Origin of the sequence: Belnapia rosea, assembly GCF_900101615.1 — a bacterium.
GTDB classification, from domain to species: Bacteria; Pseudomonadota; Alphaproteobacteria; order Acetobacterales; family Acetobacteraceae; genus Belnapia; species Belnapia rosea.
In genome coordinates this window covers 341820-360366 of the sequence record NZ_FMZX01000002.1, presented here as the reverse complement: position 1 = coordinate 360366, position 18547 = coordinate 341820, and the positions used below count along the sequence as shown (strand labels likewise).

General features: G+C 69.1%; 15 protein-coding genes. 8 read left to right on the top strand and 7 right to left on the bottom strand.

Annotation, left to right across the window (positions count from 1 at the left end):
- Positions 1-29: 29 nt before the first annotated feature.
- Both BLR02_RS07865 and BLR02_RS07860 read left to right on the top strand, forming a co-directional pair.
- Positions 30-986, top strand: coding sequence for a carbohydrate ABC transporter permease (locus tag BLR02_RS07865; RefSeq protein WP_090662187.1), 957 nt, complete (start codon positions 30-32; stop codon positions 984-986).
- Positions 979-1887 carry a carbohydrate ABC transporter permease gene (locus BLR02_RS07860; protein ID WP_090563253.1) on the top strand — a complete coding sequence of 303 codons (909 nt, stop codon included), beginning with the start codon at positions 979-981 and terminating at the stop codon, positions 1885-1887. The genes BLR02_RS07865 and BLR02_RS07860 overlap by 8 nt, the downstream gene beginning before the upstream one ends.
- A gap of 20 nt (positions 1888-1907) precedes the next feature.
- Here BLR02_RS07860 and BLR02_RS07855 read toward each other — a convergent pair whose 3' ends face one another.
- Positions 1908-2669 (bottom strand): SDR family oxidoreductase, encoded by a 762-nt coding sequence (locus BLR02_RS07855; protein WP_090563252.1) that lies wholly within the window; start codon positions 2667-2669, stop codon positions 1908-1910.
- Between the two features lie 105 nt (positions 2670-2774).
- Between BLR02_RS07855 and BLR02_RS07850 the strand changes: the two genes are divergently transcribed.
- The 3 genes from BLR02_RS07850 (at position 2775) to BLR02_RS07840 (ending at position 5861) form a co-directional block, all read left to right on the top strand.
- Positions 2775-3947, top strand: a complete 1173-nt coding sequence (locus BLR02_RS07850; protein ID WP_090662184.1) for a mandelate racemase/muconate lactonizing enzyme family protein — start codon at positions 2775-2777, stop codon at positions 3945-3947.
- 14 nt (positions 3948-3961) lie between these two features.
- Positions 3962-5005: a C-terminal binding protein gene (locus BLR02_RS07845; RefSeq protein WP_090563250.1), complete on the top strand. Its 1044-nt coding sequence runs from the start codon at positions 3962-3964 to the stop codon at positions 5003-5005.
- A 103-nt stretch (positions 5006-5108) separates the two neighbouring features.
- Positions 5109-5861, top strand: coding sequence for an SDR family oxidoreductase (locus BLR02_RS07840; protein WP_090662181.1), 753 nt, complete (start codon positions 5109-5111; stop codon positions 5859-5861).
- A 3-nt stretch (positions 5862-5864) separates the two neighbouring features.
- Here the strand turns inward: BLR02_RS07840 and BLR02_RS07835 are convergent, their stop codons facing one another.
- Positions 5865-8480, bottom strand: coding sequence for a hybrid sensor histidine kinase/response regulator (locus BLR02_RS07835; protein WP_218127890.1), 2616 nt, complete (start codon positions 8478-8480; stop codon positions 5865-5867).
- Between BLR02_RS07835 and BLR02_RS07830 the strand changes: the two genes are divergently transcribed.
- Positions 8479-9372 carry a substrate-binding periplasmic protein gene (locus BLR02_RS07830; RefSeq protein WP_143018068.1) on the top strand — a complete coding sequence of 298 codons (894 nt, stop codon included), beginning with the start codon at positions 8479-8481 and terminating at the stop codon, positions 9370-9372. The two genes, BLR02_RS07835 and BLR02_RS07830, sit on opposite strands and share 2 nt — an antisense overlap.
- Before the next feature lie 4 nt (positions 9373-9376).
- Here the strand turns inward: BLR02_RS07830 and BLR02_RS07825 are convergent, their stop codons facing one another.
- Positions 9377-9754: an Hpt domain-containing protein gene (locus BLR02_RS07825; RefSeq protein ID WP_176849435.1), complete on the bottom strand. Its 378-nt coding sequence runs from the start codon at positions 9752-9754 to the stop codon at positions 9377-9379.
- Positions 9755-10061: 307 nt separating this feature from the next.
- Here BLR02_RS07825 and BLR02_RS07820 point away from each other — a divergent pair, with 307 nt between their 5' ends.
- A complete protein-coding gene (locus tag BLR02_RS07820) occupies positions 10062-11273 on the top strand; it encodes an NADP-dependent isocitrate dehydrogenase (RefSeq protein WP_090563241.1) in 1212 nt (403 codons plus the stop codon).
- A gap of 79 nt (positions 11274-11352) precedes the next feature.
- Positions 11353-12063, top strand: coding sequence for a DUF599 domain-containing protein (locus tag BLR02_RS07815; RefSeq protein ID WP_090662175.1), 711 nt, complete (start codon positions 11353-11355; stop codon positions 12061-12063).
- A 35-nt stretch (positions 12064-12098) separates the two neighbouring features.
- Here BLR02_RS07815 and alaS read toward each other — a convergent pair whose 3' ends face one another.
- From alaS to BLR02_RS07795, 4 genes are all read right to left on the bottom strand, one after another.
- On the bottom strand, positions 12099-14750 hold the full coding sequence (alaS, locus tag BLR02_RS07810) for an alanine--tRNA ligase (RefSeq protein ID WP_090662172.1): 2652 nt from the start codon (positions 14748-14750) through the stop codon (positions 12099-12101).
- A gap of 97 nt (positions 14751-14847) precedes the next feature.
- Positions 14848-15903, bottom strand: coding sequence for a recombinase RecA (gene recA, locus BLR02_RS07805; protein WP_090662169.1), 1056 nt, complete (start codon positions 15901-15903; stop codon positions 14848-14850).
- A gap of 163 nt (positions 15904-16066) precedes the next feature.
- Positions 16067-17503, bottom strand: coding sequence for a hybrid sensor histidine kinase/response regulator (locus tag BLR02_RS07800; RefSeq protein ID WP_176849434.1), 1437 nt, complete (start codon positions 17501-17503; stop codon positions 16067-16069).
- Positions 17496-18545, bottom strand: coding sequence for an EscU/YscU/HrcU family type III secretion system export apparatus switch protein (locus tag BLR02_RS07795; protein ID WP_090662163.1), 1050 nt, complete (start codon positions 18543-18545; stop codon positions 17496-17498). The genes BLR02_RS07800 and BLR02_RS07795 overlap by 8 nt, the downstream gene beginning before the upstream one ends.
- Positions 18546-18547: the final 2 nt, after the last annotated feature.

Below are 18547 nucleotides of genomic sequence, written 5' to 3'. Positions count from 1 at the left end.
CGGCGCCGCCTCCGACCGGGGAGCCACGCATGTCCGCCACCACAGCACTGGCCTGGAACCGGCCGAACCAGCAGCCCAATTGGCTGGTCCGGCTGTTCGATTGGAAGCCCTTCCTCGCCTTCGCCTGCCTGTTGCCGGCGGCGGGGCTGCTGCTGGTCTTCCTCACCTACCCACTCGGCCTCGGGATCTGGCTTGCCTTCACCGACACCACCATCGGCCGCAGCGGCTACTGGGTCGGGCTCGAGAACTTCCAGTACCTGCTGGAGGATCCGCTCTGGTGGAACGCGGTGTTCTACAGCGTCTTCTATACCGGCATCGCCACGATCGGGAAATTCGCCCTTGGCCTCTGGCTGGCGTTGCTGCTGAACAACCACCTGCCCTTCAAGTCGCTGCTCCGGGCCATCATCCTGCTGCCCTGGATCGTGCCAACGGTGCTCTCCGCCATTGCCTTCTGGTGGATCTACGACCCGCAATTCTCGATCATCTCCTTCCTGCTGGTGGAGAAGCTCGGCCTGCTCAACAACAATATCGACTTCCTCGGCAGCGCCTGGCCGGCGCGCTTCTCGCTGATCGCGGCGAATATCTGGCGCGGCATTCCCTTCGTCGCCATCTCGCTGCTGGCCGGGCTGCAGACCATCTCGCCCTCGCTCTACGAGGCGGCGCTGCTCGACGGCTCCACCGCCTGGCAGCGCTTCCGCTTCATCACCTTCCCGATGCTGCTGCCCATCCTGGCGATCGTCATGACCTTCAGCATCATCTTCACCTTCACCGACTTCCAGCTGGTCTACGCGATCACCCGCGGCGGGCCGGTGAACTCCACCCACCTGCTGGCGACGCTCGCCTTCCAGCGCGGCATCCCCGGCGGGCAGCTTGGCGAGGGCGCGGCCATCGCCGTCTCGATGATCCCCTTCCTCGTCTTCGCAACGCTCTTCAGCTATTTCGGCCTGGCCCGGCGCAAGTGGCAGCAAGGAGAAGGCAATGACTGACGCCGCCGCACTGCCGCAGCCCGCCCAGGGCAATGCGGCCACCGCCCAGCCCGAGACCATGGCCTGGGACAGCAAGGCGCGCCGGATGGTGACGCTCTACCTGCCGCTCGCCTGCTTCGTCATCATCCTGCTCTTCCCCTTCTATTGGATGACGGTGACGGCCTTCAAACCGAATGCCGAGCTTTTCGACTACAAGACCTACAACCCCTTCTGGATCGGCTCGCCGACCCTCGACCACATCAAGCACCTGCTGTTCAACACCGCCTATCCGCACTGGCTGGTGACGACGATGACGGTGGCCATCTGCGCCACCTTCCTCTCGCTCTTCTCCTCGACGCTCGCGGCCTATGCGATCCAGCGGCTGCGCTTCAAGGGCAGCCAGTATGTCGGCCTGGCGATCTACCTCGCCTATCTCGTGCCGCCCTCGATCCTCTTCATCCCGCTGGCGACCATGGTCTATCGCCTCGGCCTGTTCGACAGCCCGCTGGCGCTGATCCTCACCTACCCGACCTTCCTCGTGCCCTTCTGCACCTGGCTGCTGATCGGCTACTTCAAGTCGATCCCCTATGAGCTCGAGGAATGCGCGCTGATCGACGGCGCGACGCGGCTGCAGATCCTGCGCCAGATCACCCTGCCCCTCGCCGTGCCAGGGCTGATCTCCGCCGGCATCTTCAGCTTCACCCTGTCCTGGAACGAGTTCATCTATGCGCTGGCCTTCATCCAGAGCAGCGAGAACAAGACCGTTCCCGTCGCCATCCTGACGGAGCTGGTCTCGGGCGACGTGTACCAGTGGGGCGCGCTGATGGCGGGCAGCCTGCTCGGCTCGCTGCCCGTCGCCATCTTCTATTCCTTCTTCGTCGACTACTACGTCTCCTCCCTCACGGGGGCGGTGAAGGAGTAACCGCCCCCGCTCGGCCGCGGCTACAGCTTGCGGCCGAGCGCGGCGACATAGCCGCGGTTATGCGTCGGCGTCAGCCAGACCTCGTTCATCGTCACATGCGGCGGCAGCGTCGCCACATAGGCGATGAGATCGGCGCAATCCGCCGGCTGCAGCATCTGGTTCAGCTCCTCCTGCGTCAGCGGATTGGGCCGCTTCTTCAGGATCTCGGTATTCACCTCGCCGGGGCAGAAGGCGGTCGAGCGGATGCCGTTGACGCATTCCTCCATGTTGATGCTGTGGCTCATCGCCACCACGCCATGCTTCGCCGCCGAGTAGCCGCCGCCGCTCATGGCGCCGACATTCCGCCCGGCCATGGATGCGGTGTGGATCATCACGCCGCCCCCCTGCGCCCGCATCATCGGCAGCACGGACCGTGCCACGTAGAAGGCCGAGGTGAGGTTGCCGCGGATCAGCTCGTCGATCCCCTCCGGCGTCAGCCGCGCCCAGCTCCGCTCGGTGACGTTGAGCCCGGCATTGCTGACCAGCACGTCCAGCCGGCCGAGCTCGGCACCGATCCAGTCCGCCACGCGCTGCACCTCGGCCGCCTGCATCAGGTCGGCGGGCTGCACATGCACGGTGCCGCCGGCGGCGCGGATGCGCCCAGCCACCTCCTCCAGCCGCTCCCGCCGCCGTCCCGTCAGGACCGTGACGGCGCCCTCCGCCCCGAAGCGCTCGGCCACCGCCTCGCCGATGCCACTCCCGGCCCCGGTCACCCAGGTGATCTTCCCCGCCAGCTTGCCCATCGCATCCTCCCGCGCTGAGCGTGAAGGCTAGCCCCGCCCCGCCGTCTTGTGGAGCCGCCCTCGCCATGCTTCGCTTGCGTCCAAGGGGTGGAAACGGAGGCTGCGATGAAGATCGCCCGGGTCGAGACGCTGCGCGCGGATGCGGGCTGGCGGCTGTTCTCCTTCCTGAAGGTCACGACCGATGACGGGCTGGTCGGCTGGTCCGAATACAATGAGAGCTTCGGCAGCACCGGCCTCTCCGCCGTCATCGAGGGTCTCTCCCCGCTCATCATCGGCCGCGACCCGACCCGCTGGGAGGAAGTCACCGCCTGGCTGCATGTGATGACCCGCCAGTCGCGCGGCGGGCTGAACCAGCAGGCCATCGCCGCCATCGAGAATGCCCTGCTCGACATCGCCGCCCGTGCCCGCAACATCCCGGTCCATGCCCTGTTCGGCGGGCCGATCCGCGAGCGCATCCCGGTCTACTGGTCGCATTTCGGCAGCTACCGCGTGCGCAACGCGAAGCATATGGGCGTGCCGCCGCTCACCGACTACGAGGAGGTCGCCCGCCACGCCGCCGAGGTGAAGGCGATGGGCTTCCGCGGCCTCAAGACCAATATCCTGATCCCCGGCGTGGATGGGCCCCTCTACCAGTACTCGCCCGGCTTCGGCCGCCATGCCGGCTGGCCGGAACTGAACTGGGACAACCGCACCCTCGCCCAGCTCAGGCACCACCTGCGCACCATCCGCGACGCGGTGGGGCCGGAGATGGGCATCCATCTCGACACCAATTTCCACTTCCGCACCGAGGGCTTCCAGCGCGTGGCCGAGGCGGTGGCCGAATTCGACCTTACCTGGCTCGAGATCGATTCCCATGACGCCGCCGCGCTCGCCACCATCAAGCGCATGGCCCCCTGCCCCATCGCCTCCTGCGAGACGCTGCACGGCCGCCGGGAATTCCGCCCCTTCCTCGAGCACTACTCCATGGATGTCGGCATCGTCGACGTCATCTGGAACGGCCTGGCGGAATCGATGAAGATCGCCGCCATGTGCGACGTCTACGAGGTCAACTGCGCGCCGCATAATTTCTACGGCAATCTCTGCACCCTGATCAGCGCGCAGTTCAGCGCCTGCATCCCGAATTTCCGGGTCATGGAGATCGACATCGACAGCGTCTCCTGGCGCGACGAATTCACGCCCCCGCCGATGATCGAGAATGGCGAGCTGGTGCTGCCCACCGGCCCCGGCTGGGGCGCCGAGGTGAACGAGGCCGCGATCCGCGCGCGGCCGCCGCAATAGGAAGGGACCGGACCATGGCCAAGTACAGGATCGTCACGCCCACCGGGGCCAGCTTCTCCGTCGCCGGCGGCGGCTATGCGCTGGAGAGCGAGGCCCTTGAGGGGCTGGATGCCGAGATCATCGAGGCGCCGACCGACACGGCCGGCTTCATCGCCGCGGCGCGCGATGCCGATGCGATCTATGCCAAGGGCATCCCCATCACCCGGGAGATCATCGACGGCCTGGAGCGCTGCAAGGTCATCACCCTCGGCAGCGTCGGCGTCGACAGCGTCGATGTGAAGGCGGCGACGGCGCGCGGCATCCCCGTCACCAACATCCCCGACACCTTCATCGAGGAGGTCGCCGACCATGCGATGACCCTGCTGCTGGCCGGCTTCCGCCGCCTGCTGGAGCAGGACCGGATGGTGCGCGAGGGCCGCTGGAAGGAAGGCCGCCCGGCGCTGCTCAAGATCCCGCGCCTCATGGGCCAGACCCTCGGCTTCGTGTCCTTCGGCCGCGTCGCCCGCGCCGTCGCCCGCCGCGCCGCGCCCTTCGGCCTGCGGATGATCGCCTATGACCCCTTCGTCGAGGAGATGCTGATCTCCGAATACGGCGTGCAGCCCGCGACGCTCACCGAGGTTCTCTCGCAATCCGACTTCGTCAGCATGCATGCCCCGGCGCGTCCCGAGGTGCATCACATGCTGAAGGAACAGCATTTCCGCCAGATGAAGCCGAACGCGATCTTCATCAATACCGGCCGCGGCCCGACCGTGCAGGAGGCGGGGCTGATCAAGGCGCTGCAGGAAGGCTGGATCGCCCATGCCGCCCTGGATGTGCTGGAGGTCGAGCCGCCCTCGCCCGACAACCCGCTGCTGCGGATGGAGAATGTCACCCTGACCGCCCATGTCGCCTCCGCCTCGGCGCGCTTCGACGAGGCGCGGAAGCGGCGCGTGGGGCATGAGCTGGCCCTCGTCCTCCAGGGCAAGTGGCCGATGAGCTGCGTCAACCCGGCCGTGCTGCAGAACACGGCGCTGCAGCGCTGGCAGCCCATCGGCATGGGCCGCGGTCCCAATAGCTGACCGCCAGCCGGCACGGGCTTGACCCGTGCCGGCCCGGCCATCCCAATACCGGCTCCAGCCCCCGGCCAGGACGCCGAAGCCCGCCTGCGAGGAGTAGAGACTCATGACCACCCAATACGCCGTCGTCACCGGCGCCGGCTCCGGCGTCGGCCGGGCCGCGGCGCTGGCCCTGCTCGGCGGCGGCTGGACCGTCGCCCTCGCCGGCCGCCGCCGCGATGCGCTGGAGGAGACGGTGGGCCTTGCCGGCGATGCCGCCTCCCGCGCCATCCCCGTCCCGACCGATGTGGGCGACCCGAACTCCGTCAACGCCCTGTTCGACCGGCTGAAGGCGGATTGGGGCCGGCTCGACTTCCTGTTCAACAATGCCGGCGGCAATGTCCCGGCCGGGCCGATCGAGGATCTCGCCTACGAGGACTGGGCGCGCGTCGTCCAGGTGAACCTCACCGGCAGCTTCCTCTGCGCCCAGGCCGCCTTCCGCATCATGAAGCAGCAGTCGCCGCAAGGCGGCCGCATCGTCAACAACGGCAGCATCAGCGCCCATGTCCCGCGGCCCGAGAGCGTTGCCTATACCTCGACCAAGCACGCCATCACCGGCCTGACCAAGACCCTGGCGCTCGATGGCCGCGCCTTCGACATCGTCAGCGGCCAGATCGATATCGGCAATGCGGCGACGCCGATGACGGCCCGGATGGCACGCGGCGTGAAGCAGGCCAATGGCGAGATGAAGGTGGAGCCGACCTTCGATGTCGCCCATGTCGGCAGCACCATCCTGATGATGGCGAACCTGCCGCTGGACGCGAACATCCAGTTCGTCACCATCGCCGCCTCCAAGATGCCCTGGATCGCGCGGGGCTAGGCCCTAGGCTGGCCGTGCCGGCTCGATGAGCCCCAGCATGGCCAGCAGCGCCGGGCGCTGCACCGGCTTGCCGAGATACTCGTCCATCCCGGCCGCCCGGCATTGCTGCTCGAAGACCGGGCCGACCGCCGCGGTCAGGCCGATGATCCTGGTCCGGCGATTGGGCCCCGTGCTGCGGCGGATCTGGCGCGTCGCCTCCAGCCCGTCCATCACCGGCATCTGCAGGTCCATCAGGATGGCATCATAGGCCTCCCGCCGCGCCGCGGTCACCGCGACGGCGCCATCCGCCGCCACCTCCACCTCGCAGCCGGCGCGCTGGAGGATGGTCCGCATCACCAGCTGGTTCGTCGCATTGTCCTCGACCAGCAGCACCTTGAGGCCGAGCTCCGTGGCCGGCGCGCTGGCAGGCGCGGGCCGCGCCGCCTCCACCCCGCCGAGCGCCTGCAGCAGCGCCTCGCGGAAGCGGGTCGGCAGGGCCGGCTTCAGCAAGATGGCATCGACCAGCCCGGGCGCCGGTGGCTCCCGCAGGGCCTGGGCCCCGGTGACGCAGAGGATGATGGCCGGCGCCTTCCCGCCCGCGGCCTCGCGCAGGGACCTGGCCAGCGCCGCCCCCTCCTCGCCCGGCAGCTCGGCCTCGAGCACCACGGCGTTGAAAGCCCGCCCGCCCGCCTCCGCCTCGCGCAGCGCGGCCAGTGCCGCCGCGCCATCCGCCGCGCCCTGGGATTCGGCACCGAGGACGAGGAGCTGGCGGGTCAGGATTTCCCGGTTCAGCTCCAGGTCGTCCACCACCAGCACCCGCTTGCCCGCCAGCGGCCGCGACTCCCGCGCCTCCGCCGCGCCATCCGGCGCCAGCCCCACCAGCAGGTCGAAGCGAAAGACGCTGCCGCCACCCGGCCGCGCCACCGCGCCGATGCTGCCGCCCATCCCCTCCACCAGCTTGCGGCAGATGGCGAGGCCAAGCCCCGTCCCGCCATATTTCCGGCTGATCGAGGCATCGGCCTGGGTGAAGCGCTCGAAGAGCAGCGGGATCTTCGCCGGGTCGATGCCGATGCCGGTATCGCTGACGCGGCAGGAGAGGCGCCAGCCATCACCCTCCCGCTCGGCCGAGAGGCCGATCTCGATCCAGCCGGATTCGGTGAACTTCACCGCATTGCCGACGAGGTTGAAGAGCAGCTGGCGGAGGCGCCCCGGATCGCCCACCACCCGCGCCGGCATGCCGGGCGAAAGGGAACAGACCAGCTCCACCCCATTGCCCGCCGCCTTGGGGGCGAAGAGCTCGACGATGGTCGAGAGCTCCGCCTCGATGCCGAAGGGCACCTCCTCCCGCTCCATCATCCCCGCCTCGAGCTTCGAGAAGTCGAGGATGTCGTTCAGCACCATCAGCAGATGCTCGGCCGAGCCCTGGATGGTCTCGGCATAGCGCCTCTGCAGCGGGTCGAGCCCGGTGTCCAGCAGCAGGCCGGACAGGCCGATCACGCCGTTCATCGGCGTGCGGATCTCATGGCTCATCGCGGCCAGGAAGTCCTCCTTGGCACGGCTGGCGGCCACCGCCTCCTTCTCGCTCAGGGCCAGGCGGCTGCCCTGGCGCTGCAGCTTCTCCGCCAGGCGCAGCATCATCCAGAGCGCGGCGAGCGTCGCCGCCGCCGCCGCCCCCACCCCGCCGCCGAGCACCAGGCCGAGCTGGCGGAGCGCGGCGAAGGCATCCGCCCGGTCACGCGCCACCTCGACCACGACGCTGCCCTGACGGGTCACCGCGAAGCTGGCGATCACCTCCTGCCCGTCCTGGTCGAGGCCCTGGAAGGTGCCGATCTCACGCCGCGGCAGGAAGTCGCGGAACAGCCAGGCGCTGGAATGGAGCTGCCCGATTCCGTGGGAACTGCCATCCGAGCGGGTGAGCAGCTGGCCGTTGAGGGAATGCAGCCGCACCGTGACGCCGAACGCCTCGGCATAGCGGCGGGAGACGCCGCTGAAGTAGTCGGGGTTCAGCAGCGCGACCGCCGCCCCCTCGAACTCCCCTCGCGCCGAGCGCAGGCTGCGGGCCAGCGGGATGGTCCAGAGCCGGCTCTCGAGGATCGTGGCATTGCCCGCCCCCAGATACCGTCCCGCCTCCGGCGCGCCGAGCCGCAGCGTCTGCCCGCCGAAGCGCAGCACCCGGAACCATTCGCGCTCCCCCACCGTGAGGTCACGGAGCGAGTCGACGGTCGCATGGGTGATCCGGCCGGTGGCATCGGTCACCGCCAGGGCGCGGATCTGCGCCAGGTCCCGCAGCCGGTTCGCCATCACCTCGGCGAAGGTGGCCGGGCTCGCCTCCCGCGGGGTCTCGGCGAGGTCGTTCAGCACCAGCTCGACGATCTGCGTGGCACGGGTGAGCTGGTCGGCCAGGGCGGCGGCCACGCTCTGCGTCAGCTTCTCGGCCTCGGCCAGGGCATCGCGCTGGCCTCGTTCCAGGACAATACCGTAAATGACGGCGAGACATGCCGCCACCAAGCCCACCGCCGCGCCGAACAGCAACCAGGGCCGTGGCTCCGTCGGCTTGGCGGCACCAAGACGAAGGGACCGGCGGATGAGGGCGTCCAGTGTCGCGAAGGGCTGCATTGTCGCGCAGGTTATTGCACTCATGGTTGCCAATTTCGAGATGAATGCGGCAAGGGCCCAGATCCAGCCGCCCGGCCACACGCCGCCCGCTGCCGCTACCCGCCCCCCGGCAGCCGCACCACCCGCCCAGGCCCAACCCCCAGCCCAACCCCCGGCGCGCAACCCGGCCGAGCCGGCGCTATCCCCGCCCCCGCCGGACCGGCTGGCCCTCATCCGCAGCCGGGGCGAGCTGGCCGTCTGCATCTGGCCGGACTACTTCGCCGTCAGCTACCGCAACCCCCGCAACAGCGAGCTTGAAGGGCTCGACATCGACATGGCACGCGCGCTGGCCAACCGGTTGCTCGTCCAGCTGCGCTTCGTCGAGACCAATTTCGCCGAGTTCATGGACCGGCTCGAGGCCGGCGCCTGCGACATCGCCATGATGGGCGTCGGCATCCTGCCGGCGCGGCAGCAGCGGGTCGCCTTCTCGAAGCCCTATATGACAAGCTCGATCTATGCCGTGACCACGCGGGAGAGCAACCGCGTCACCCGCTGGGAGGATGTCGACACGGTCGGCACGGTGGTCGCCGTCGCGGCCGGCACGCTGGCCGAACCGTTGATGCGGCGCAGCCTGAAGCAGGCCGAGGTGATGGTCGTCCGCGCACCCCGCACCCGCGAGTCGGAAGTCCAGGCCGGCCGGGCGGATGTCTTCATCAGCGACTTCGCCTACACGCGGCGCATGCTGCTGATGCATGAATGGGCCCGGGTCATCGAGGCGCCGGACCGATTCGGGGAGACGCTCTATGGCTATGCCGTGCCCCGTGGCGACGCGCCCTGGCTCGCCGAGGTGAACAGCTTCCTCACCGTCGCCAAGGCCGACGGCACCCTGGCCCGCGCCGGGGCACGGCACGGGTTGGGTTCCATCCTGGTCTATTGAGCGGTCAGGGCTTGTTCTGGCCGAGGGCGGTAAGGGCCTTGGCCACCTCGTCCGGCAGCCGGCCGAGCAGGCTGCGCAGCCTGTCCGCATCCGACTGCCGCGCCGCCGTCTCCAGCGCGAGAAGGTCCTCCGCCAGCACGCCCAGCCCGAAATTGGCCGCGACGCCGCGCAGGGCATGCGCCTCCGCCTGCAATCCCCGGAAGTCGCCGGCTGCGGCGGCGGCCTGGATGCGCGGATGGCGCTCGCGCAGCTCGTCGGCGCAGAGCCCGGCCAGGACAGGACCATGACGGGTAGCAAGGAAGGCCTGATCGTTCGGCATGGCGGAAGGCTCCCGGCCGGGCTGGAAGACGGGGGAGTTGGCGCCCTGGCTTCTATCGTACATGCGTGGCACCGCCCGCCCGACAACCATTGGCCGTGATGCCCCGCCCCAGAACATCCGCAACGGGACCGGGTTCACGGCGGAGCAGCGAAACCGAAGGCATCATGCTCTCCTGCGATCTCCCGGCTGCCGTCCGACACGCCTGACGCGACTAAGCATGAAACTGCCGCTACCGGCAAGCGTGTCGATATCGAAACTAAGCAAGGCGGGCGGATGGGCTTGCCCAGGTCCCTGACGGGTGCGATGTTCCGGCCGCCCCAAACACCCCCGCGGCGCCCCGGCGCCTGGCGCGGGAGACCACGAGGACCGCATGGCAAAGATCCAGGTAAAGACCCCCGTCGTCGAGCTGGACGGGGATGAGATGACCCGCATCATCTGGGGGTTCATCAAGGAGAAGCTCATCCTCCCCTACCTGGATGTGGACCTGAAGTATTACGACCTCGGCATCGAGTACCGCGACCAGACCGATGACCAGGTGACGGTCGATGCCGCCAACGCCATCAAGCAGTACGGCGTCGGCGTGAAATGCGCGACCATCACCCCGGACGAGGCGCGGGTGAAGGAGTTCGGCCTGAAGAAGATGTGGCGGAGCCCGAACGGCACCATCCGCAACATCCTCGACGGCACGATCTTCCGCGAGCCGATCATCTGCTCCAACGTGCCCCGCCTGGTGCCGCACTGGTCGAAGCCGATCGTCGTCGGCCGCCACGCCTATGGCGACATCTACCGCGCCGTCGAGATGAAGGTCCCCGGCGCCGGTAAGGTGACGATGACCTACACGCCGGAAGGCGGCCAGCCGCAGGAGATCGGCGACTTCGCCTTCAAGGCGGGTGGCATCGCCATGATGCAGCACAACCTGAACACCTCGATCGAGGGCTTCGCCCGCGCCAGCTTCAACTACGGCCTGGCCCGGAACTACTCGGTCTATTTCAGCCACAAGAACACCATCCTCAAGGCCTATGACGGCAACTTCAAGGACATCTTCCGCGCCATCTACGACGCCGAGTTCAAGGCCGAGTACGAGAAGCGCGGCCTGACCTATGAGGACCGGCTGATCGACGACATGGTCGCCTCCGCGCTGAAGTGGGAAGGCGGCTATATCTGGGCCTGCAAGAACTACGACGGCGACGTGCAGTCCGACATCGTGGCCCAGGGCTTCGGCTCGCTCGGCCTGATGACCTCCGTGCTGCTCTCCCCGGACGGCAACACGGTCGAGTCCGAGGCCGCCCACGGCACCGTCACCCGCCACTACCGCGAGCACCAGAAGGGCCGCGAGACCAGCACCAACCCGATCGCCTCGATTTTCGCCTGGACCCGTGGCCTCGCCTATCGCGGCAAGTTCGACAACACGCCGGACGTGACCGCCTTCGCCGAGGCGCTGGAGAAGGTCTGCATCGAGACGGTCGAGAGCGGCTCCATGACGAAGGACCTTGCCGTTCTGATCGGCAAGGACCAGCCCTATCTGAGCACCCAGGCCTTCCTCTCGAAGCTCGACGAGAACCTGAAGAAGGCGATGGCCTGAGCCATCCCGCCCGGGACGGATGCGAGAGGGCGGGCCGGCAACGGCCCGCCCTTTTTGCTGGGCGCGCTATACTCCCCCGATGACCTCCCTGACCCTGCTCGACTGGCTTGCGCTCGGCGTCTTCGTCGCGTGCTGGGCCGGCTATTCCGCGCTGGTGGACCACCACCCGGCACTCCGGCGGCGCAGTGTCATCGCGGCGATGGATGAACATCGCCGCCGCTGGATGCGCACCATGGTGACGCGGGACAACCGCATCATGGATACGCAGATCATCGGCAACCTGATGGGCAGCACCAGCTTCCTGGCCAACACCGCCATCTTCATCCTGGGCGGCCTGGTGGCGATGCTGAGCAGCCCGGAACTCGGCGCGCGGGTCTTCGGTGCCCTGCCCTTCGCCATGGTGCCGGATCAGGCGCTGTGGGAGATGAAGATCGCCCTGCTGCTGCTGATCTTCGTCCGCGCCTTCTTCGAGCTGACCTGGGCGCTGCGGCAGTTCAACTACTGCTCCATCGTCATGGGCGGCATCTCCCATGATGCGCGGGACCCAGGGCGGCTGCCCCATGCGGCGATCGCCGCCGAGGTCGCCAATCGCGCCGGCAAGCATTTCAACAGCGGGCTGCGGGCCTATTACTTCGGCCTCGCCGCGCTGGCCTGGATTCTCCACCCCGTGGCGCTGATCCTGGCCAGCCTGCTGGTGCTGCGCGAGCTCTACCGGCGCGAATTCCGGTCCGTCGTGCGGGAGGCGCTGATCAGCGAGCGCAAACCCGCCCGGGGTGGGACCACGAGCTGAGCGGGAGAGGCACGGCCCGGCCGTGCCCCTCGATCTCAGCCGCCAGCCAGCGCCGCCCGGACGGCGTCGAGCGCGGCATCGGCCAGCGCCGCATCGGGGCCGCCGGCCTGGGCCATCTCCGGCCTCCCGCCACCGCCCTTGCCGCCTGCCGCGGCACTCGCCGCCCTGACCAGCGCCACCGCATCCGCCTGGCCGCGCGCCGCCTCGCCGATGCCGACGACGATGCTGGCCTTGCCCTCCGCCGTCGAGACCAGCGCCGCCACATCGGCCGTGCCGCCCTTCAGGATGGCCTCCGCCACGCCCTTGAGATCCCGCGCCGGGATGTCGCCGAGGTTGCGCAGCGCCACGCGCAGCCCGCCGATCGTCTCGGCCTCCGCCGCGGCGCCACCGGTCGCCAGCTTCTTCCGCAGCTCGCTCACCTCGCGCTCCAGCCGGCGCCGGTCCTCGACCAGCGCGGCCACGCGCGCCGGCACCTCGGCCGGGGCGACGCGGAGCGCCAGCGCCGCCTCGGAGAGCTGCCGCGCCTGGTCCTCGATCAGCGCCAGCGCCGCCTCGCCGGTGACGGCCTCGACGCGCCGCACGCCGGCCGAGACCGCGCCCTCGGAGACGATCTTGAACAGGCCGATGTCGCCCGTCCGCCGCACATGCGTGCCGCCGCAGAGCTCGAGCGAATAGACGCCGAGCTTCTCGGTCGCCGCCGGGTCATGCCCCATGGCGACGACCCGTACCTCGTCACCGTATTTCTCGCCGAACAGCGCCATGGCGCCGATGCCGACAGCCTGCTCCGGCGTCATCAGCCGGGTCGTCACCTCGGCATTCTCGCGGATGCGGGCATTCACCTCGGTTTCGGTCCAGGCGAGATCCTCCGCCGTCATCGGCGTCGGTTGCGAGACGTCGAAGCGCAGCCGGTCCGGCGCGTTCAGCGAGCCCTTCTGCGCCACATGGGTGCCGAGCCGCCGCCGCAGCGCCTCATGCAGCAGATGCGTCGCGCTGTGATGGGCGCGGATGGCCCCGCGCCGCGTGTGGTCGACCTCGGCCAGCACGGCCAGCCCCGGCCTCGCCTCGCCATGCGCGACCGTGCCGTAATGGACGAAGAGGTCGCCGAGCTTCTTCTGCGTGTCCCGCACGACGATGCGGCAGGCCTCACCCGCTGAGATCAGCCCGGCATCGCCCACCTGGCCGCCGCTCTCGGCGTAGAAGGGCGTCTGGTTCAGCACGACCGCGACCTCGGCCCCCGGCCCGGCGCCCTCCACCGGCTTGCCGTCCTGCAGGATGGCGAGGATCTCGCCCTCCGCCGCCTCGGTGCTGTAGCCGAGGAATTCGCTGGCCCCGACCCGCTCCTTGATGTCGAACCAGACGGCATCCGTCGCCGCCTCGCCACTGCCGGCCCAGGCGGCGCGCGCCCGCCGGCGCTGCTCGGCCATCGCCGCCTCGAAGCCTGCGACATCGACGCCGCGGCCCTCGGCGCGCAGCGCATCCTGCGTCAGGTCGAGCGGGAAGCCGTAGGTGTCGTAAAGCCGGAAGGCGACATCGCCGGACAGGGTCCCGCCCTCGCCGAGCTTGCCGCTCTCCTCCGCCAGCAGGCCGAGCCCGCGCTCCAGCAGGCTGCGGAAGCGCGTCTCCTCCAGCTTGAAGGTCTCGGTCACCAGCGCCTCGGCGCGGACGATCTCGGGATAGGCCGCGCCCATCTGCCGGATCAGCGCCGGCACCAGCCGGTGCAGCAGCGGCTCGCGCGAGCCCATCATATGCGCATGCCGCATGGCGCGGCGGAGGATGCGCCGCAGCACATAGCCGCGGCCCTCGTTGGAGGGCATGACGCCATCGGCCATCAGGAAGGTGCCGGCCCGCAGATGGTCGGCGACCACGCGGTGGCTGGTCTTCCACCGCCCATCCGGGTCCTGGCCCGTGGCCTCGGCCGAGGCGAGGATCAGCGCCCGCAGCGTATCGGTGTCGTAGTTGTCGTGCTTGCCCTGGAGGATGGCGGCGAAGCGCTCCAGCCCCATGCCGGTATCGATCGAGGGCCGCGGCAGCGGCACGCGGGTGCCGGGTGGCCCCTCCTCGAACTGCATGAAGACCAGGTTCCAGATCTCGATGAACCGGTCGCCATCCTCATCCGGCGAGCCCGGCGGCCCGCCCGGGATATGCTCGCCATGGTCGTAGAAGATCTCGGAGCATGGGCCGCAGGGCCCGGTATCCCCCATGCGCCAGAAATTATCGCTGGTCGGGATGCGGATGATCCGGCTGTCCGGCAGCCCGGCGATCTTCCTCCAATAGACCGGCGCCTCCTCATCCTCGGAGAAGACGGTGACCAGCAGCTTGTCCTTCGGCAGGCCGAAGTCGCGGGTCAGCAACTCCCAGGCATGGGAGATTGCCTGTTCCTTGAAATAGTCGCCGAAGGAGAAATTCCCCAACATCTCGAAGAAGGTATGATGCCGGGCGGTATAGCCGACATTGTCGAGATCGTTGTGCTTGCCGCCGGCACGGACGCATTTCTGCGCCGTGGTCGCCCGGCTATAGGAACGCTTCTCCTGCCCGGTGAAGACATTCTTGAACTGCACCATGCCGCTATTGGCGAACATCAGCGTCGGGTCGTTCCGTGGAACCAGCGGCGAGCTTTCGACCACCTGATGCCCGTTGCGACCGAAATACCCAAGGAAGGTGGCGCGGATGTCGTTGCTGCTGGTCATCGCCGGTGCGGATCCTGTCTTCCCCCCGCGCGCGTTCCCGGCCGCGGGGCCCCGAGCCTCCTACCGCGCAGGGCAGGAGGCGTCGAGAGGCGCCGGCTTACTCGGCCGGCGTTGCCTCATCCTCGCTTTCCGCCGACTCGCTCTCGCCCGTCAGCATGGCATTGGCGACGATGCCGGCCTGGCCGCGCACCTTGGCCTCGATGGAGGCGCCCATGGCCGGGTTGTCGCGGAGGAACTGCTTGGCATTCTCCCGCCCCTGCCCGATCCGCTGGCCCTCGGCGCTGAACCAGGCGCCCGACTTCTCGACGACGCCGGCCTTCACACCGAGATCGACCAGCTCGCCGACCTTGGAGATGCCCTCGCCATACATGATGTCGAACTCGACCTGCCGGAACGGCGGCGCCATCTTGTTCTTCACCACCTTCACCCGGGTCTGGTTGCCGACCACGCTCTCCCGGTCCTTGATGGCCCCGATGCGGCGGATCTCCAGGCGGATGGAGGCGTAGAACTTCAGCGCGTTGCCACCCGTCGTCGTCTCCGGATTGCCGAACATGACGCCGATCTTGAGCCGGATCTGGTTCAGGAAGATCAGCAGGCAGTTCGAGCGGGAGACGGTGCCGGTCAGCTTACGCAGCGCCTGGCTCATCAGCCGGGCATGCAGGCCGACATGGCTGTCGCCCATCTCGCCCTCAAGCTCGGCCCGCGGCACCAGCGCGGCCACGCTATCGACCACCAGCACGTCGATCGCGCCCGAGCGCACCAGCGTGTCGCAGATCTCGAGCGCCTGCTCGCCGGCATCCGGCTGGCTGATCAGCATGTTGTCGATATCGACGCCGAGCTTCTTGGCATAGCCCGGGTCGAGCGCATGCTCGGCATCAATGAAGGCGCAGGTGCCGCCCTTCTTCTGGGCCTCCGCGATCATGTGCAGCGCGAGCGTCGTCTTGCCCGAGCTTTCCGGCCCGTAGATCTCGATGATGCGGCCCTTCGGCACGCCACCGATGCCAAGCGCGATGTCGAGGCCGAGCGAGCCGGTCGAGATCACCTCGATCTCGCCATCCAACGCCTGACGAGCGCCCATCTTCATAATGGAGCCCTTGCCGAAGGCCCTTTCGATCTGGCTGAGCGCGGCGTCGAGCGCCTTTCCCTTATCCATTCTGGCTATCCCGCTCCTGGCCCCGGTTCACCCGCCCAAACTACATGCAATGAGATCGGAATGAAACAGGATCGTAACTAACCCCATCGCTCCGCGATGGCACTGCCAGAGTATGGTCCTGCCACCGCCGGAAAACAAGAACATTTGGAAAACACGAGGCACCTCACACCGTCACCGGTACCCGCCGGACAGCCTCCAGCGCCGCCATCAACTCGGCCGAACCATAGGGCTTGGCCAGGAGATGGAAACCCTCGGCCGCCAGCTCGGCACGCAGCCCGGCACTGCCATAGCCCGAGGCCAACACCACCGGAAGATGGGGCCAGCGGAGCCGAAGCCGCCGCGCCAACTCCCGCCCATCCATCCCCGGCAGGGAGATGTCGCTGACCAGCAGCCCGGGTGGTGGCGACCGCTCCAGCAGATCCAGTGCCGCCTCCGCGCTCTCGGCCAGGAGTGGCACCTGGCCCTGGCGGCTCAGCACATGCTCCGCCAGCCGCCGCAGCACCGCCTCGTCCTCGACCAGCAGGATCGGCCCTGCCTCTCCGGTGGGGGCCGGCCGAGGGGCTGCCTCTACCGGCGCCTCCAGCCTCGGCAAATGGATGCGGAAGCAGGTCCCCTGGCCACGCCGGCTCTCCACCACGACACGCCCACCGGCCGCGCCGACGATGTCCCGCACCGTCGCCAGCCCAAGACCCGTACCGCCCTCGGTGGCTCGCGTGGTGAAGAAGGGATCGAAGATATGTGGCAAGGCTTCGGGGGGAATGCCGCAGCCCGTGTCCCGCACCTCCAGCACGGCCTCGCCCGGCGCCTGGCGGGTGGCGATGGTGAGGCACCCCCCCTCCGCCATTGCCTCCCCGGCATTGACGGCGAGGTTCATCAAGAGCCGGTCGAGTTGCTCGGGCCCGAGACGCACCGCCAGCCCGGCCGCCCCGGGCAGCAGCTCCAGCCGCACCGCCTTGCCGACCAGCCGGCGCAGCAAGGGAGCCAAGGCCTCGATCGCGGCATCAAGGACGATGCTGCAGGGCGCCGCCTTCTGCGGCCGGACCAGGGCCAGCAATTCGGCAATCAGCACCGCACCACGCCGCGCCGCATCCTCGATCCCCTTCACCTCCGCCTCGCCGGCCGGCGGAAGGCCGAGGGTCCGCACTGCCTCCGCGGCGCCGCGAATGATGCCCAGCAGGTTGTTCACGTCATGCACGATGCCCCCGGTCAGGCGACCAAGCATTTCCAGCCGGCTCGCGTTGACGGCTGGCACCTCCGCCCGGTCCCCCTCCCCATGATCGAGGACGCGCAGCAACCGCCCGCCGCCGGCCAGCAGCTCGGAGGTCAGGCTCCATGCCCCCAACCCGGACCCGGCGGGGCGTGCCCGCAAGTCCCGCTGCCCCGACCCGGCAAGCAGCGCCGCCAATGCCGGCCGGTCCGCCGGCGCCAGGAGCCGCGTCGCCGGCAGGCCGCGCAACGCCTCCCCTCCCGCCAGCCGCTCCAGCGCTGGATTGGCGGCGAGGATCGCACCGCTCGAGTCGAGCAGGGCCATGCCGTCCGGCGTCCCGCCGAACAGGCACTGGAAGGAGGCGGCCCGCTGCGCCGCGCGACGGTCAGGCATGCTGCCGCCCCTGCAGGCGCCAGACATAGGCGATGATCTCGGCAACTGCCTGCCAATGCTCCGCGGGGATTTCGGTATCCGTCTCCACCCGCCACAACGCCCGGGCCAGCGGCGGATTCTCGACGACCGGCACCCCGTGCTCGGCCGCCATCGCCCGGATTCGCGCCGCCATGGCATCCACCCCCTTCGCTACCAGTCTCGGCGCCGAGGCCTGCCCCGGCGCATAGTTCAAAGCGATAGCGTAATGAGTTGGGTTGGTGACCACAACCGTTGCCTTCGGCACGGCCGCGAGCATCCGCCGCCGTGCCCGCTGCTCCCGAAGCCGCCGCAGCCGGGCCTTGATATAGGGGTCGCCCTCGCTGTCCTTATGCTCCTGGCGTAGTTCCTCCCGGCTCATCCGCATGCGCCGCAGATGCCGCCAGCGGACCCAGAAGAGATCGAGCAGCGCGATCGCTCCGAAGGCGAAGAGCGCAGCCAGCAGCAACCGCACGCTGCCCTGACCCGCCGCCCGCAACAGCCCGGCCGCGGGCTGGTGCAGAGCCGCCTGCAGCACGGACAGATCCACCGCATGCCAGAGCGCCACGCCGACCAGCGCCAGCTTCATCAGGGTCCGCAACAACTCGAGCAGCCCTTCCGGCCCCAGCAGGCGCCGCAGCGTCCCCACCGGATTGACCCTGGAAAGCTGGGGCGCCAGCGCCTCGGCCCGCGCTACCAGGCCAGTCTGCGCCAGGCTGGCCAGGGTTCCGGCCAAAGCCACCAGCGCCAGCACGGGGAGCAGGGTCAGAGCCGACTGCCATAGCAGCGCGGGCGCCAGCACCGCCCCCTCCCCCGGCATCTCGATCAGCGCCCGCATCAGCCGCAGCCATTCGAAGCCAAGGGGCGGCAACGCCAGCACGCCCGCCACCGTCCCGGCAAGAAGCGTGGCGAAGCCGATCGCCTCGCGCGATACCGGCGCCTGGCCCTCCCGCTGCGCCTGCTCGAGCCGCCTCTGGCTTGGGGCCTCCGTCCTGTCTTCGGCGGATGCGGATTCCTCCTCGGCCATGG

What these genes read in the sequence shown, in the direction of transcription:
- alaS (WP_090662172.1), bottom strand. Translation starts at nt 14,750, where the DNA reads ATGACCAGCAGCAACGACATCCGCGCCACCTTCCTTGGGTATTTCGGT.
- BLR02_RS07850 (WP_090662184.1), top strand. Translation starts at nt 2,775, where the DNA reads ATGAAGATCGCCCGGGTCGAGACGCTGCGCGCGGATGCGGGCTGGCGG.
- BLR02_RS07800 (WP_176849434.1), bottom strand. Translation starts at nt 17,503, where the DNA reads ATGCCTGACCGTCGCGCGGCGCAGCGGGCCGCCTCCTTCCAGTGCCTG.
- BLR02_RS07830 (WP_143018068.1), top strand. Translation starts at nt 8,479, where the DNA reads ATGGTTGCCAATTTCGAGATGAATGCGGCAAGGGCCCAGATCCAGCCG.
- BLR02_RS07795 (WP_090662163.1), bottom strand. Translation starts at nt 18,545, where the DNA reads ATGGCCGAGGAGGAATCCGCATCCGCCGAAGACAGGACGGAGGCCCCA.
- recA (WP_090662169.1), bottom strand. Translation starts at nt 15,903, where the DNA reads ATGGATAAGGGAAAGGCGCTCGACGCCGCGCTCAGCCAGATCGAAAGG.
- BLR02_RS07865 (WP_090662187.1), top strand. Translation starts at nt 30, where the DNA reads ATGTCCGCCACCACAGCACTGGCCTGGAACCGGCCGAACCAGCAGCCC.
- BLR02_RS07815 (WP_090662175.1), top strand. Translation starts at nt 11,353, where the DNA reads ATGACCTCCCTGACCCTGCTCGACTGGCTTGCGCTCGGCGTCTTCGTC.
- BLR02_RS07820 (WP_090563241.1), top strand. Translation starts at nt 10,062, where the DNA reads ATGGCAAAGATCCAGGTAAAGACCCCCGTCGTCGAGCTGGACGGGGAT.
- BLR02_RS07840 (WP_090662181.1), top strand. Translation starts at nt 5,109, where the DNA reads ATGACCACCCAATACGCCGTCGTCACCGGCGCCGGCTCCGGCGTCGGC.
- BLR02_RS07845 (WP_090563250.1), top strand. Translation starts at nt 3,962, where the DNA reads ATGGCCAAGTACAGGATCGTCACGCCCACCGGGGCCAGCTTCTCCGTC.
- BLR02_RS07855 (WP_090563252.1), bottom strand. Translation starts at nt 2,669, where the DNA reads ATGGGCAAGCTGGCGGGGAAGATCACCTGGGTGACCGGGGCCGGGAGT.
- BLR02_RS07835 (WP_218127890.1), bottom strand. Translation starts at nt 8,480, where the DNA reads ATGAGTGCAATAACCTGCGCGACAATGCAGCCCTTCGCGACACTGGAC.
- BLR02_RS07825 (WP_176849435.1), bottom strand. Translation starts at nt 9,754, where the DNA reads ATGTACGATAGAAGCCAGGGCGCCAACTCCCCCGTCTTCCAGCCCGGC.
- BLR02_RS07860 (WP_090563253.1), top strand. Translation starts at nt 979, where the DNA reads ATGACTGACGCCGCCGCACTGCCGCAGCCCGCCCAGGGCAATGCGGCC.